Below are 15,862 nucleotides of genomic sequence, written 5' to 3' on the forward strand. Positions count from 1 at the left end.
ATGGGAGCCGCACGGCTCCCTTTGGGTAATCTAATTTCCAAACTTATGAACAGTACCTTTCATTGAAAAATCAATCATATAGGTTTCGCTCGCTGGGGATATCCGATAAATATTGAACAAATTCAACTTCAAAACCATTGGGGTCAAGAAAGTAGATATTCTTCCTGTGGAGCGTATTACCACCATCGATAGCGATTTCAAATCCGGCCTTTACCAATCGACGCACCACGGCATCAAGGTCATCAACTACAAAGGCAAAATGACTCAAGCCAAGCACCACACTCTTTAGATCACGATTTTCCCCCACTCCGGAATCATTAAAGGTCAGATAATTATAGTCATCACCAAAATGGACCCAATCTCTGGGTTCGCCATACCAACTGCCCTTGCCGCCCCCCCTGACTTGCCAATGGGGAAATGCCGCGCGATAAAAAACTAAGGTTTCCTCTATATCTCTGACCACTAAATTCACATGTTCTAAACGCATCATTATTTCTCCTTGAGGTTTCAATGTTCACAGCATAAAACCTCAAGTTAGCTTGAGGTAAAGCCTTTTTTTGGCTAAAGTGGGCTTATCCCATTGAGTGAGCAATAAATAGCCCATTGTTTGGCTGTGAGACTGTAAATAGATAAGGACTAAAGATGTTGAATGAAACGGAGTTAAGTGTTGGCCAAATAGCCAAACGTTGTGGAGTTAAAGTATCAACTTTGCATTTTTATGAAGCCAAAGGGTTAATCTTTAGCCTGAGAAATCAAGGTAATCAACGCCGTTATAAGCGCGACATGTTAAGGCGTATCTCAGTGATAAAGGCGGCTCAAAGGATGGGAATAAGCTTAGAAGAGATTAAGAATGCTTTTGAAAGCTTGCCAAACAAACGCACCCCCAATATTGATGACTGGTCACAACTTTCTAAAGCATGGAAAATGCAGCTCGAGCGGCGTATTGCCTATATGCAGGATTTAAGTGACTCTTTGGAGGCTTGTATAGGCTGTGGCTGTTTGAGCATGGCAAGCTGTCCTTTATACAATCCAGAAGATATTTTAGCCACTGAAGGCGTTGGCTCAGTCTTACTGGATAAGAGCATGGATTTTTAACTAGCCTCATTAATATTTATCTTGCCATTAGCATTAGTGGAAATAGTACGATTTAGAACACTACAAACAAAACAGCCCTGTACTTAACTAAGACAGGGCTGAAATGACGACCTCTGAGTGTTATGAAACAACAATGAGATCAAGAGTAATAATCCAAGGAGAGTTATTATTCAATAAGACGTATTACTCAATAAGGTGTGAGCCCTTGATTTCGATTTTACGAGCTTTTAACGCTTCAGGAATTTCCCGTATTAAGTCAATATTCAATAAGCCGTTTTCGAGCTCAGCGCCAATTACTTGTACATGATCGGCTAATTGAAACGAACGTTCAAAGCCACGCTCAGCTATGCCCTGATGCAAGTATTGGCGTTTATCTTCGGCTTTGTTTTGGCCTTTAATGCCTTTCACCAGCAGTTTCTCGCCCTCGCTGACAATGTCTAATTCATTCATCGCAAAGCCTGCCACAGCCATAGTGATGCGATAACGATTTTCGCTCAGTAGCTCAATATTATAAGGAGGGTAGCCAGCATTGCCATTATTGGCCGCAGCGTGTTCAGCCAACTGAGCTAAACGGTCAAAACCTATAGCGCTACGGTAAAGTGGGGTTAAATCAGCAGATAAATTAAAGTTTCTCATTTTCATATCCTTGTCTAAAGCAATATTTAGTAGTAAACCACAGGGTATATCAGCCCTGTAATTAACTCATTAAGCAGCCCCGAGGGCACTGCCTTAGTGAAGGGGGAACCTCAAGCGAGCATTTCCGTTTACCGCTTCACTATAAATAGAAATGAGGATTGAAATTTTTTTTTCAAGAGTCTGTACATATTTATTTTAAAAACAAAACTAGATTGCAGCCTGAACTCTATGAGGGACTCGGCATAACTCACCCAACATTTACAGTATTTTTGAGTTTAGCGAAAGCTGTAGACCAAACTGATTAATCTGAGTTCGGTTTAAGCCATAACTAAAATCGCAGTGAAATCGATATCTGTGATATTAAGCCGTGTCTTACTCTCTCTAAGTTGACAGGCGATTAATAATGAATGCAATAGTATAGTCTTCATGAGTAAACGGGGCGGTAATATATAACACAGGAGTAAAGATATCGGTATAAACACATGCCTTCTAAGCCCCGTGCGGTTTAAACCCATGTCTAACGTTTAAGATACATATACGTTAATCTTTTAAGTCGACCGTTTACGCGAATGCTAAGAAGATGAACCTTGGTGTTTGCGAGACGACCGTCTATTCCTTATTTAAGAGAATTGGACATCGAAGCGAGCTACATGGAGGTATACACGCGTGTCGATGAATAAATACCTTACCGAGCTTGTACTCCTATTGTACTGCCGCAAATATATTAATAAAAATAAGAACTAACTATCTACCTATTAGATTAACTACATAGATTTAACATTAAGTTCACGTTTCCTTCTCTGAGAAGTCATCTGAGATTATTACTGTATACGTGTTAATTAGGCAGTGCTTAATTGATTTTCCTAAAATTTTCTATATTCCAAACAGTAGGAGTTTGTTTATGAAATTACGTGCATTGTTAACTGGATTAGTTTTAGTCGCGTCAGTAAATGCTGATGAATTATCACAAGTCAATCTTTCAGCTGGTTATCAAACTAGTCAGGAAGTTTTTGATTATGCTGTTAAAACTAACCTAGTTAAAAACTCATTAACATCAATGAATTTTCAATTAAGCGATTGTAAAGAAAGCATGATTTATTATTTCGTCGAGCCAGTTGAAAATATTTTCAAAAAATCAACCTATCACTGTACTTACATTGGCCCGAAGAACCATATGAGTTATGTGCATGATTATTCGGACATAAGTATTGATATTTATTATAACAAGTCATATTTATTGCACCATGAAGGCGATGTTGCTGTGCGTTACTGGACAGTCTATTAAAATGCTATGAGCTAAGTTGCTCAATAACAATTTGCTCACACTCATATTGATAGTGAGAATACCATTAGTCCTGCCATAGCGGTATTTACAGTCTTTTCAGGATGCTATTTTTCCATTTCCATCTGCAAAGATAGATTAGTTTCAGGTGCAATAGACACAAAAAAGCCAGTCGCTAGGACTGGCTTTGATTTTATAATGAGCAAGCAATTACTGCTTGATGCCTTCAACCACTAAGTCTAACTTCACGTTAGCTGATGCTGGGCCTAAGTCCATTTTGATGCCAAAGTCTTTCATGGTAAATTCTGTGCTGCCAACGAAGCCTGCGCGGTAGCCGCCCCATGGATCTTGACCTTCACCGACTGTGTGCGCCTTGATGGTGACAGGCTTAGTGACGCCATTTAAGCTCAAGTCGCCGGTTATCCACAAGTCGCCATTGCCTTTATCGGCCACGGAAGTTGATACAAATTTAGCGGCTGGAAATTTAGCGGTATTTAAGAAATCATCACTGCGCAAATGCTTATCACGCTCAGCATGGTTTGAATCCACACTGTTGGTGTTGATGTTCACTTCTACTTTGCCATCACTGACCTTAGCGGCATCGAAGCTAAACTTACCGTCAAACTCGTTAAAACGGCCCACGACAAAGCTATAGCCTAAATGGCTAACGCTAAACTGAATAGATGCGTGAGCCCCCTTAGTGTCGATGACATAATCCGCCGCATTCACTGCCGTTGGCAGTAACAAGCTAGCGCCGAGCAAACTTGCGAGTAAGTGTTTTTTCATTTTATTGTCCTTTGATTGCAATTTATATGATGACTGTTCATAAATTTATCAACAATGAATTAAGCATTGGTGTGTTAACTATTAACTATTGTGATTGTTGAAACCTAGCATTTTCTTCAAGGTGTTATCTTTATCGATAACATGATGTTTTATTGCCCCTGCTGCATGAACCAGCACTAACCCAATCAAGCTATAGGCGGCATATTCGTGGATAAGGCCCGCGATATCCGCTTGGTCTTCAAATAATTCCCCGAAACCTGGCACTTCGAACCAATTAAAGACCATCACGCCGCGGCCATCGGCGGTTGAAATCAGTAGCCCAGCAAACATAATCACCAATAACAGCAGGTATAAGCCCAAATGTGCTATGGAGGCGGCGCGCTTCTCCCAGGCTTTGTGGCCAGCCTCTGGAACGGGTTGCAAAGTACAGACTCGCCAAATCAATCTAAATAAGGTGGCCAATAACAAGAGCACGCCCACACTCTTATGGATATCCGGCGCCGTCTTATACCAGCTGCTGTAATAGGTGAGTTCCACCATCCACAGGCCTAAGGCAAACAGGCCTATCACGGCAATGGCACTCAGCCAGTGTAGACTAATGCTAACGAGACCGTAGTGTTGGGTTGAATTTCTTAGCATGGATGACTCTTCAAGGCTGAAATTGGTTAAGACAAACATAATAAACCGATTTATGAAATATAAAACCGCTAAAAATCGCACTTACACTTCTATTTTTTAGAAAGGTAGAGGGTTATCCCCTCTTTACCCTTCTGCTCGCTGGCTTTTGCATCACAATCATTATTCATACAGATGGGATAGATATAAAAACTAACAGATAAAAAAATACCAGTCACTAGGACTGGTATTGTTAAGTGTAATAAAAAATGACTGGTTTAAGCTTAACGACCACAAGCGTGGTTAAGCTCAAGTCTTTCTATTAGCTATTTTTTAATGCCGCAATACGCTTCTCAAGCGGTGGATGACTCATCATAAAGTCAGCCATTGAACGTTTGCCATTAATACCAAAAGCTGACATTTGCGCTGGCATGGCGCCAGATTCTGGGCCTGCACGTAAACGCTCAAGGGCGGCAATCATCTTATCTTTACCCGCCAAACGTGCTGCGCCTTCATCGGCTTTAAACTCACGAATACGTGAGAAGTAGGCCACGATAATGGATGCCAAAATACCGAACAGCATATCAAGCACAAACACGACGCCCATGTAAGCGAACATGCCTAAGCCCTGACCTTCTTCATCATTACTCGAGACGAAGTTATCGATAATGCCTGCCACGACCCTTGCAGCGAAAATAACAAAGGTATTCACCACGCCTTGAATTAAAGTCAAGGTCACCATGTCGCCATTCGCCACGTGACTCACTTCATGGGCGAGCACCCCTTCGATTTCATCTCGCGTCATGCCATAAAGTAGCCCAGTGCTCACCGCCACTAACGCATTGTTCTTACTTGGGCCGGTCGCAAAGGCATTCATTTCGGGTGACTGATAGATAGCCACTTCAGGCATATTAATACCCGCTTGCTTGGCTTGTCGAGTCACAGTATCGACTAACCAACGCTCGGTTTCATCCCTTGGCTGAACGATAACTTCACAGCCCATGGTCTTTTTAGCCATCCACTTAGAAATCGCTAAACTTATAAATGAACCGCCAAAACCAAAGATGGCAGCAAACACTAATAAACCGCCCATGGTAGACGTATTCACGCCTAAAATAGACATCACAATTGAGGCCACTAGCAAAATTGCTAGGTTAGTCGCAATCAGTAAAAATACACGTTTCATTTACCGCTCCTAGATTGACAAAATATGTCATATTACTTAACTAAAGACATAATATGTCCAACTAGAATAAATTCAAGTCTCCAATGAAAATAAACTTTCGTAAATGGCTAATATTCACGCATTACAATTAAATCCTGCTGCCGAGCAGAGCAATATTTGTTAGCATACTCAGACTTAATCGACTTCTTTTTCAAGGACAAGCATCATTATGGCCATTAATGCCCTTATGCTTAGCAGTTCTCGTGTTGGCAATACCCCGTATCTTGAGCACGCTATCGAATTCATCAAGCCTCTGAGTCAAAATACCAAGAAATGGCTATTTATTCCTTACGCTGGGGTTAGCGTTAGCCATGATGCGTACCTTTCTATGGTGCAACAAGGGCTAGCCGACTTATCCCTTGAGATAACCAGCATTCATCAGAGTGAGGATCCTAAGCAGGCCATCCGTGATGCCGACGGTATCTTTGTGGGTGGCGGTAATACTTTTCAGTTACTTAATATGCTGTATCAGCATGATGTGCTAGCGCTTATCCGTGAACAAGTACAAGCAGGCAAACCTTATGTGGGCTGGAGTGCGGGCTCAAACATTACCGGCTTAAGCATTCGCACCACTAACGATATGCCCATAGTCGAGCCGCCCTCTTTTAACGCACTTAACTTATTACCATTTCAGCTCAATCCTCATTACAGCAATTACCAAGCGCCGGGCCACAATGGCGAAACTCGCGCCCAACGTTTATTGGAGTTCACTGTTGTGGATCCACTGACTCCTGTAATTGCCATTCAAGAAGGCACAGCGCTTTGGCGTCAAGGAGATAGCCTGCGCTTAGTCGGTAATAAAGAAGGTTATTTATTCCATGGCAAGCAGCAAGAAGTCCCCTTAGCTGCGGGTAGCGACTTATCTTCTTATTTATAGCCCAGAGAAATTAGAAAAAAATTCGCTTACTCCCAGTGAAGACACGTATAATCTTGATTTTCGCGCCGCTAGTAGCATTTTTATGTCCTAGCACTTATATTTAGCGCAAATTTTTATGCCGATTGCAGCGACAAGCCAAAAACTTGTGGACCATCAGTGATGAGCTTAACTCCCTCTTATAACACTGTGACCTAGTCCCCTGCAGTTAGCGCCATAACAGCGCCATAACAGCGCAAAGCATTTTAGGAGATACAGTCCATGCCAGGTTTTGAATTATTTGGTCCAGAAGAAAAGCAAGAAGTTGCTGACGTAATGGAAAACGGTTTCACCTTCCGTTACAACTTCGACCATATGCGTAATGATCGCTGGAAAACCCGCGACATGGAGCAGCTATTGTGTGAAAAAATGGGCGTTAAGCACGCGCATTTATTATCAAGTGGTACTGCTGCACTGCAAACGGCCATGGCCGCTGCTGGCATAGGCGCAGGCGATGAAGTTATCGTACCGCCATTTACCTTTGTCGCGTCTGTAGAAGCGGTATTTATGGCTGGCGCCATCCCGATTTTCGCTGAAATTGATGAAACCTTATGTTTGTCCCCTGAAGGCATAGAAGCGGCTATCACCCCGCGCACTAAAGCGGTTAATTTAGTGCAGATGTGTGGTTCTATGGCCAAAATGGATGAAATCAAAGCTGTGTGTAAGAAACACAACTTGATCATTCTCGAAGATGCCTGCCAAGCCATTGGCGCAAGCTACAAAGGTCAAGCATTAGGGACTATCGGTGATGTTGGTTGTTACTCTTTTGATTCGGTAAAAACCGTCACCTGTGGTGAAGGTGGCGCTGTGGTGACGAACAACACTGAAATCTACAACCACTCGCACATGTTCTCTGATCACGGTCATGACCATGTAGGTAACGATCGCGGCGCAGAAGGTCACCCTATCATGGGTCTGAACTTCCGTATTTCTGAAATGAATGCCGCTGTGGGATTAGCCCAGTTACGTAAACTTGATAAAATCATCGCCATTCAGCGTAAAAACAAGAAGCTTATCAAGGATGCCATGATGCAAATCCCTGAGCTAAGCTTCCGTGAATTGCCCGATCCAGAAGGTGATTCAGCCGGTTTCTTAACCTTTATGATGCCAACTGAAGCCCGTACCCTAGAAATCAACAAGAAATTAGCCGAGAACAAGGTTGATGGTTGTTTCTACTGGTACATTAACAATTGGCATTACCTTAAAAACTGGAAGCACATCCAAGAGCTTAAAGCTCCTGCTGCGCTGCCGATCATGCTGATCGCCGACCGCCCTGATTACACTCAAATCAAGACGCCAAAATCTGATGCCATCATGAGCCGCACTATCTCTATGCTTATCAAGCTGTCTTGGACCGATGAGCAAATCCTTGAGCGCATCGAGAACATCAAACGCGCCTTTGCGTAAATTACGCTTATGCTTCTGCCACCTAATAGGTGGCAGTACTTTTTACAGTAATAATCTCAACGGAGAATGTTGTAATGAGTTTTAAAAATTTTAAATGTGTGCCAAAAATGATTTTTGGTCGTGGCTCGTTCGTGCAATTAGACACAGTGTTAGAGCAAGAGCGTACCGACGCCAATGATTTTGTGGTTTTCTTGGTTGACGATGTTCACCAGCACAAACCGTTAGCCGCTCGGGTACCAAACAAAGCCCATGATTTAGTGATCTACGTTAACGTCGATGACGAGCCAACGACAGTACAGGTTGATGAGTTAACGGCTCAAGTGAAAGCCTTTAATACTAAGCTTCCTGTGAGCGTAGTCGGCCTTGGCGGCGGTTCAACCATGGATTTAGCCAAAGCCGTGTCTTTGATGTTAACAAACCCTGGCAGCTCATCTGAGTACCAAGGCTGGGATTTAATCAAAAATCCTGCTGTGCACCACATTGGCATTCCTACGGTATCGGGCACTGGCGCCGAAGCATCACGCACCGCGGTATTGTGCGGCCCGGTACGTAAACTTGGCTTAAACTCTGATTACACTGTGTTTGATCAAATCATCATGGATTCTGAGTTAATCGCAGGCGTGCCAACGGATCAGTGGTTTTACACAGGTATGGATTGCTTCATTCACTGCGTTGAGTCCCTACAAGGCACTTACCTCAATGAATTTGCTAAAGCCTTCGCCGAAAAATCCATGGATTTATGCCGTGAGGTTTACTTAGACGATCACCCAGAAAAAGATGACAAGTTAATGATGGCATCTTACATGGGCGGCATGAGCATAGCTTACAGCCAAGTGGGCGCCTGTCATGCCGTGTCTTATGGCCTAGGTTATGTGTTGGGTTATCATCACGGTATCGGCAATTGTTTAGCCTTTGACGTGTTAGAAGAATTCTACCCAGAAGGCGTGGCAGAGTTCCGTAAGATGATGGAAATTCATAACATCACTCTACCAAAAAACATCTGTAAAGACTTGCCAGATGAGACTATCGCTAAGATGGTGGCCGTGACTAAGAGCATGGGCCCGTTATGGGACAATGTGTACGGCAAAGGCTGGGAAGAGAAAGTGACCGATGAGATGCTGACTAAGCTATTCCGTCGCATTTAATCTCACCGTATTTACTGGCTATCTGAGGGCTCTGAAAGGGGCCTTTATTTATTGACAGTTTATGTGTCACCGCTATAGTCATAACCATTGCCACACCCAAAGTCACAACCATAAGTAGGTCATATTAATGAAAGTTACCCTGTTGATCCCGGCCCGTTTCGGCTCTAGTCGTTTTCCGGGCAAGCCGCTTGCCCCGATTAATGGAAAGCCGATGATCCAGCACGTCTATGAGCGTGCATCCCTTGCCAAAGGGCTAGACGCTATTTATGTGGCAACCGATGATGATCGCATTAAAGATGCCGTTGAGGCATTTGGTGGCAAAGTCGTCATGACTAGCGCCGCTGCCGCCTCAGGCACGGATCGGATCAACGATGCCATAGAGCAGTTAGGCTTAAGCGACGACGATTTAGTCATTAACCTACAGGGCGACCAGCCTCTTATCGACCCGATTTCTATCGAGCAAATTGTTAGCTTGTTTGAACGTCATCCGGGTGAATTCGAAATGGCTACCTTAGGCTTTGAAATCACAGACAAGAGTGAACTTGACGACCCCATGCACGTTAAAATGGTGTTCGATAATGACTTTAATGCCCTATATTTCTCCCGTGCCCGCATTCCTTTTGGCCGTGACACCAATGACTATCCTGTTTACAAGCACTTAGGTGTATACGCCTATACCAAACGTTTCGTGAATGCCTTCGCCAAGTTGCCATTAGGTAAGCTTGAAGATTTGGAAAAGCTTGAGCAACTGCGAGCCTTAGAATATGGCCATAAGATCAAAGTGGCTATCAGCGCCTTCGATTCACCGGAAGTGGATACCCCAGAAGATATCCGCAAGTGTGAGCAGCGTTTAGCCGTCGACTAACCGTTCCACCAGTAATCAGTCATCAGTAAACCTGTGTCATGGAAGGAGTGGGCGTTTAACCGCCCTTTCGTGGCGATACTTCAAGCGTTACCGTGACTATTGTCTTATGCTTAACTTTTACCCTAAATGTTGCAAGTCACTGCAACCTAACGAGAGCACACCATGTCATCTATCGAAGCTTGGATCATCATCATTTTGGTTCTTGGGGTTATCGCCAGTAACATAGCAGTATTAAAGTACAGCGCAAAATTTAAGATGCCGCAATTTGGCAAGCCAGAAGACAAGCCGACAAACCAAGATAGGGCAAGTGAAAGCTTAGACACTGACGTTTCAGCCCAAGAGAAATCAACTGAAAACAGTCCAGAATCAAACATCTTAGAAATAGATGGCTTAGATAATGCCAAAAGCCCTACCCCAGCAGAGAATACGGATAACGAAGACACCAAAAAATCGCACTTGCTTTAATTCTATGTATTTTTTAAGGGTCTTTGCTCATATAAAACGGCCTAAATTAACGGATATCGGGAAACCTTAGTTCTAGTTAATTTTTGGCTATTCATACTGTTTACTGAGTGCAATATTAACCGCGACACTGAAGAACTCACTACCTTGGTCGTCTGTATTTTCGTAGCCACTGAGAATAACCCAACTATCAAGCTCCATGATAATAACTGATTGATAATTTAATGATCTCTTATCCTCGGTATATTCTTGTAAGTATGCTAGTACGAACGAACCAGCCTCCTTCCCTCGTGTAATCACATAAGCAAATATCAGCCCTCCCGCAGAGGCTACACCTCTCTCATTCTCCGATGTAGCGACTTTGATAAAATTCGCCGCTTCGAGAAACACAAGTGTTCTTACATCAGTAATAGAACAACCTTTACTCTTCTTTTTTGTCATCGTTCTCAAAGACAGCAAGTGTTTCGTCAATACACTCATCAAATTTTCCGTAGGAAACTCATACTTTTGATTTATTTTTATCAATCCACCCGCATATGTAATTTATCCACCCATAGTAAACCCAATTTTAAAAAAATATTTATTCCTATTAAAACAATCAATTAGATTATTTTAATGGCTTATTTTTTATCAAGGAGAACCTATTACGATATATTGCTCATCTTTACCCCATTCCTTTTGTTAAGTTTTTGTTGCTTTTTTAATACCCATGAGTTTATGCTAACCAACCCAATGACAACGCTGTCATTGCTGTGGAAGGCAAACCAGTTTTAAAGACTGGGACGCAAAGCCTCCGATCTAAAGGTTTGCTTGTACCTATGATAGCGGGGATCCCACAGGTTGTTTCTTCATGCACTAACGTGAGTGCACGGTATTAAGAGCGTTTTCGCCTGTTTATGCTTTGTTTGCCTCATTGATGCATCTAACTCAATAGGGATTTCATATGTTCAAGACTCAAATATCATCATCAGCTTGGCTGGTGGCATCTGTGCTAGCATCGACCATAAGTAGCGCTGCATTCGCAGCGGCGCCCGGTAAACCTAGCTTAGCTTGGGGTGAGACTCAGTTCGCCATTATCGACGTCAATCAATCAGCTACGGCTTATAATCAACTCGTAACAGTAAAAGATGCCGCCGCAGTCTCCGTCAGCTGGAGCCTCTGGAGTGGTAACGTGGGTGAACGCGCCCAAGTGTTACTCAATGGCAATCAAGTGTGGGAAGGCGCATCAAGTGCTTCTGGCACGGCGAACTTTAACGTTAACGAGGGGGGCCGTTATCAGATGCAAGTGCAGCTGTGTAACAGTGAAGGCTGTACAGCCAGCGATCCCAAAACGATTATTGTCGCCGATACCGATGGCAGCCACCTATTGCCACTCAATGCACCATTATTAGAGAATAACCGCCCCTATACCAACCATTCTGGCAAAGTGGTCGGCAGTTACTTTGTGGAATGGGGCGTCTATGGCCGCACATTTCCAGTGGATAAGATGCCAGCTCAAAACTTAACCCATGTGCTCTATGGTTTTACCCCCATATGTGGTGGTGATGGCATTAATGACAGCCTAAAAGAAATTGAAGGCAGTTTTCAAGCATTGCAACGGGCCTGTAGCGGCCGTGCGGATTTTAAAGTCGCCATTCACGATCCTTGGGCGGCAATTCAAAAACCTCAGTCGGGTGTGAGTGGCCATGCAGACCCCTATAAGGGCAACTTCGGTCAATTGATGGCACTCAAGCAGGCGCACCCAAATTTAAAAATATTACCTTCGGTCGGTGGCTGGACCCTGTCCGATCCTTTCTTCTTCTTAGGCGATAAAACCAAACGCGACACTTTCGTGGCTTCGGTGAAGGAATTTCTACAAACCTGGAAATTCTTCGATGGCGTTGACATAGACTGGGAATTCCCCGGTGGTAGTGGCGCCAACCCTAACTTAGGTAATGCTAACGACGGTGAAACCTATGTCACTCTGATGCGTGAACTGCGCGCCATGCTCGATGAACTGAGCGCCGAAACCGGCCGTACCTATGAGCTAACCTCAGCCATCAGCGCCGGTGGCGATAAAATCCAGAAAGTCGATTATCAGGCGGCGCAGCAGTATATGGATTACATCTTCTTGATGAGCTACGACTTCAATGGCGGCTGGACTAACACTGAACTTGGACACCAAACCAACCTCTATGAGGCAAGTTGGGATCCCAATACCCGTTACACCACAGATAAAGGGGTAAAAGCCCTGTTAGGCCAAGGCGTTACCCCAGGTAAGATAGTGGTTGGCGCCGCCATGTACGGCCGTGGCTGGACTGGGGTAAATGGCTACACCAGCAATAACCCCTTCACGGGCACGGCGACAGGAAAAGTGAAAGGCACCTGGGAGGATGGCGTCGTGGATTATCGCCAAATCGTTAATAGCTACATGGGCAGCGGCTGGGCCTACAGCTATGATGAGGTTGCCGAAGCTGCATCGGTATTTAAGGCATCAACCGGCGACTTAATTACCTTTGACGACTCGCGCTCAGTCAAAGCCAAGGGCCAATATGTGCTCGCCAATCAACTCGGTGGACTCTTTGCATGGGAAATAGATGCCGATAACGGTGACATACTCAATGCCATGCACGAAGGGTTAGGTAATGGTGAAGGCACGACGCCACCTGTAAATAAAGCACCCATAGCCAATGCGGGCGCGGATGTGAATGTTACAGGCCCAGCGGATGTGATGCTTAATGGTAGCGCATCAAGGGACCCTGAAAATGCCATTCTCAGTTACCTTTGGACTCAAGTATCAGGGCCAGCAGTCACAATCATAAACCCTAATATGGCAAAGGCATCGATTCAATTAGCCTCAACACAGGCCAGTATCACTTATGGTTTTAGCCTTAAGGTGACAGATCCACAAGGCCTATCGGCAACAGATACTGTGCTTGTCACCAACCGGGCCGCGACACCTAACCAAGCCCCAGTGGTGAGTGTCACCGCCAGCGCGACGGTCGAAGCGGGAAAAGTGCTCAGCATAGTCGCAAGCGCCTCAGATCCTGACGGTGATCCCCTCACCTACGCTTGGACTGTCCCTGCTGGTATTTCGGCAACGGGGCAAAATAGCACCACTTTAGTGGTAACTGGGCCCAATGTCACAGCAGCCACCAGCTACGACTTGAGTTTATTGGTTTCCGATGGCGCTTTAGATGCGAGCGCAGCCACTAAGCTAACAGTGACGCCTAAACCGACGGGAGGCTGTGATATAACAGATCCGAATGCGGGCAATTATCCTGCTTGGCAAGCCAGCACAGTTTATAACGCAGGCAATACCGTTAGTCACAGCGCACTCGTGTGGAAAGCTAAATATTGGACTCAAGGCAATCCCCCCTCTCGCACCGCAGATCAATGGCAGTTGCTCAGCCAAGTACAGTTAGGTTGGGATGCAGGCGTTGCCTATAACGGTGGTCAAACCACCACCCATAACGGTCGTGAGTGGAAGGCGAGTTATTGGACCAAAGGTGATGTACCTGGCGTTGCTGCTGTGTGGGTGGATATCGGTGAAGCTCGCTGTCAGTCACGTTAAATGAATAAAGCTAACCCTTCATTGGGGTTAGTGCTTAAGGCATGATTTAAATTGCCGTAAGTGGCATTAATTTACTACTAAAAAAAGGCAGCCTAGGCTGCCTTTTATCTTATAAAATAATGATTAAATCATTCAATCGATAGACTATAGTGAACAACCTAAAGTGCTAGTAGAGTTGGTATAAACTATGTCACCCATAGGCGCATAATCACCCGCTACTATGCTTCCTTTATCTTTTAAGAAAGTATAAAGCACTTCAGCATCAACATAGCCAGTTTGGACTGGACTAAGTTTTGGATATCCGTCTCCGCCCGCAGCGTTAAAGCTTGGCACTGTGAAGGTGTATGAATCAGTGGCACTATAAGTCTTGCCATTGATTTCACTGATAGCCACTGTGCTTGCAGCACAATCGACTGTCATTTTAACACCTGTGATTTGAGCATAGGCACCAGAACCACGTTGGAAGGTCGCGACAGTATTCAAATAACTGGTGATTTCAGCACCAGTCATAGTGCTTAGGGTCACCATGTTGCCAAAAGGCTGCACGGTTAATACGTCACGGTACGAAATGTTGCCAGCAGCGATAGAAGCACGCACACCACCAGAGTTCATTACACCTATATCAGCTTTCACTTTAGTACGCTGTGCATCTGCAAGAAGGCGACCTAAGTTAGTTTGCATGTTACGTACATTCCCACGCGCACCATCCAGTAATGCATCAGTGGTTGCAATCACTTCGCCTAATTTAGCACTACCTTGATCTTGGTAGTACTTAAGCAACTCTCTTAGTGCTGCATCCTCTTCAATCTTATCAGCGATGAGTACTTTGCTCTTTTTACCCGCATCATCAGTAACTTCTTTCACTAAATTAACAGGGATTAACTTATAACTCTTTAAGTGCATTTGGCCATTGAAGTATTCAAAGTCGGCGCGGCCAACATACTTACCCCATTCGTGTGCTTGCATAATGTAAGTGCCATTTTGCATATCAGGGGTACATTCACCACCTGGTTCAAATGTTTCACTGTAATTATTGGTACCAGGTTCCATACACACTGGGTTCTGCGAGTGACCACCGATAACGGCTTGTAGATCACCTTGAGTCAATGCACGCGCCATGGCCACATCGCCAGGAGCGTTGCTGCCATTTTTGCCATCAGCATAGTGACCCATATGTGTCGTCGCGAAAATCAAGTCAGCAGTTTTGGCTTCTTTAATTTCTTTGATCACTTTAGCGATTTCAACTTTTGGATCGGTAAAGGTGAGATCACTGATAAATTCTGGGTTACCTATCTTAGCCGTATCTTCAGTAGTTAGACCGATAACAGCAATTTTAACGCCATTAACATCAAATACTTTATAAGCATCAAAATAACGAGTGCCATCTTTCTTATAGATGTTAGCAGCAAGCATTGGGAAGTTAGCGATTGAACGCTGTGAATCTAACACTGCTAATGGGTTGTCAAATTCGTGGTTACCCACAGCCATAGCATCGTAACCAATTTCATTCATACCAATGAAATCTGGCACTGCATCTTGTAAATCTGATTCAGGAACACCCGTGTTGATGTCACCACCAGATAACAATAAGGTTTCGCCGCCCGCTTTTGACACTTCAGCGCGAATTGAATCGATAAGCGTCTTACGTGCCGCCATACCGTATTCGCCATCTTTGTTTGCCCAAAAACGGCCGTGGTTATCGTTAGTATGCAGTACAGTGAATGTCTTACATGCATTACCCGCTTCCGCACAAGTCGTTGGTGTCGGAGCCACTGGTGCTTTCTCATCTTCAGTGCCGCAACCTGTAAGTGCTGCAAGTACTGCAGTAGCAACTAGACCTTTAAGTAAAGTGTGTTTCATTATTAATCAACCCCTTTG

General features: G+C 44.3%; 15 protein-coding genes and 1 riboswitch. Of the genes, 8 read left to right on the plus strand and 7 right to left on the minus strand.

The annotated features are described in order from the left end of the window. Positions 1-70 precede the first annotated feature (70 nt). Entirely contained in the window at positions 71-490 is a 420-nt protein-coding gene (locus tag SDEN_RS11060) for a VOC family protein (protein WP_011496561.1), read from the minus strand. Positions 491-642: 152 nt separating this feature from the next. Between SDEN_RS11060 and soxR the strand changes: the two genes are divergently transcribed. Further along, positions 643-1,095, plus strand: coding sequence for a redox-sensitive transcriptional activator SoxR (gene soxR, locus SDEN_RS11065; RefSeq protein ID WP_011496562.1), 453 nt, complete (start codon positions 643-645; stop codon positions 1,093-1,095). A 183-nt stretch (positions 1,096-1,278) separates the two neighbouring features. Here the strand turns inward: soxR and SDEN_RS11070 are convergent, their stop codons facing one another. Beyond that, on the minus strand, positions 1,279-1,731 hold the full coding sequence (locus SDEN_RS11070) for an Hsp20 family protein (RefSeq protein WP_011496563.1): 453 nt from the start codon (positions 1,729-1,731) through the stop codon (positions 1,279-1,281). Between the two features lie 901 nt (positions 1,732-2,632). On the opposite strand from SDEN_RS11070, the gene SDEN_RS11075 reads away from it, so the two are divergent. Beyond that, on the plus strand, positions 2,633-3,016 hold the full coding sequence (locus SDEN_RS11075) for a hypothetical protein (protein ID WP_041405774.1): 384 nt from the start codon (positions 2,633-2,635) through the stop codon (positions 3,014-3,016). A 207-nt stretch (positions 3,017-3,223) separates the two neighbouring features. Here the strand turns inward: SDEN_RS11075 and SDEN_RS11080 are convergent, their stop codons facing one another. From SDEN_RS11080 to htpX, 3 genes are all read right to left on the minus strand, one after another. Continuing rightward, positions 3,224-3,799, minus strand: a complete 576-nt coding sequence (locus tag SDEN_RS11080; RefSeq protein WP_011496565.1) for a YceI family protein — start codon at positions 3,797-3,799, stop codon at positions 3,224-3,226. An 81-nt stretch (positions 3,800-3,880) separates the two neighbouring features. Beyond that, positions 3,881-4,438, minus strand: a complete 558-nt coding sequence (locus SDEN_RS11085) for a cytochrome b (RefSeq protein WP_041406262.1) — start codon at positions 4,436-4,438, stop codon at positions 3,881-3,883. A gap of 298 nt (positions 4,439-4,736) precedes the next feature. Further along, positions 4,737-5,600, minus strand: coding sequence for a protease HtpX (gene htpX, locus SDEN_RS11090; RefSeq protein ID WP_011496567.1), 864 nt, complete (start codon positions 5,598-5,600; stop codon positions 4,737-4,739). A gap of 208 nt (positions 5,601-5,808) precedes the next feature. On the opposite strand from htpX, the gene pepE reads away from it, so the two are divergent. From pepE to SDEN_RS20245, 5 genes are all read left to right on the plus strand, one after another. Next, positions 5,809-6,516, plus strand: a complete 708-nt coding sequence (gene pepE, locus SDEN_RS11095; protein ID WP_011496568.1) for a dipeptidase PepE — start codon at positions 5,809-5,811, stop codon at positions 6,514-6,516. 258 nt (positions 6,517-6,774) lie between these two features. Continuing rightward, positions 6,775-7,959 carry an 8-amino-3,8-dideoxy-alpha-D-manno-octulosonate transaminase KdnA gene (gene kdnA, locus SDEN_RS11100; RefSeq protein WP_011496569.1) on the plus strand — a complete coding sequence of 395 codons (1,185 nt, stop codon included), beginning with the start codon at positions 6,775-6,777 and terminating at the stop codon, positions 7,957-7,959. A 74-nt stretch (positions 7,960-8,033) separates the two neighbouring features. Beyond that, entirely contained in the window at positions 8,034-9,104 is a 1,071-nt protein-coding gene (kdnB, locus tag SDEN_RS11105) for a 3-deoxy-alpha-D-manno-octulosonate 8-oxidase KdnB (RefSeq protein WP_011496570.1), read from the plus strand. Positions 9,105-9,231: 127 nt separating this feature from the next. Next, a complete protein-coding gene (gene kdsB / locus SDEN_RS11110) occupies positions 9,232-9,969 on the plus strand; it encodes an 8-amino-3,8-dideoxy-manno-octulosonate cytidylyltransferase KdsB (protein WP_011496571.1) in 738 nt (245 codons plus the stop codon). Positions 9,970-10,131: 162 nt separating this feature from the next. Next, positions 10,132-10,434, plus strand: a complete 303-nt coding sequence (locus tag SDEN_RS20245; protein WP_011496572.1) for a DUF2897 family protein — start codon at positions 10,132-10,134, stop codon at positions 10,432-10,434. An 87-nt stretch (positions 10,435-10,521) separates the two neighbouring features. Here SDEN_RS20245 and SDEN_RS11120 read toward each other — a convergent pair whose 3' ends face one another. Beyond that, complete coding sequence (locus tag SDEN_RS11120; RefSeq protein WP_041405775.1) at positions 10,522-10,911, minus strand: hypothetical protein; 390 nt, start codon at positions 10,909-10,911, stop codon at positions 10,522-10,524. Between the two features lie 268 nt (positions 10,912-11,179). Further along, positions 11,180-11,269: riboswitch (cyclic di-GMP riboswitch) on the plus strand. Positions 11,270-11,374: 105 nt separating this feature from the next. On the opposite strand from SDEN_RS11120, the gene SDEN_RS11125 reads away from it, so the two are divergent. Beyond that, positions 11,375-13,984: a glycosyl hydrolase family 18 protein gene (locus SDEN_RS11125; RefSeq protein ID WP_011496573.1), complete on the plus strand. Its 2,610-nt coding sequence runs from the start codon at positions 11,375-11,377 to the stop codon at positions 13,982-13,984. Between the two features lie 144 nt (positions 13,985-14,128). On the opposite strand, the gene ushA is transcribed toward SDEN_RS11125, so the two are convergent. Further along, positions 14,129-15,844, minus strand: a complete 1,716-nt coding sequence (gene ushA / locus SDEN_RS11130) for a bifunctional UDP-sugar hydrolase/5'-nucleotidase UshA (RefSeq protein WP_011496574.1) — start codon at positions 15,842-15,844, stop codon at positions 14,129-14,131. Between the last annotated feature and the right edge of the window lie 18 nt (positions 15,845-15,862).

Origin of the sequence: Shewanella denitrificans OS217, assembly GCF_000013765.1 — a bacterium.
GTDB lineage: Bacteria > Pseudomonadota > Gammaproteobacteria > Enterobacterales > Shewanellaceae > Shewanella > Shewanella denitrificans.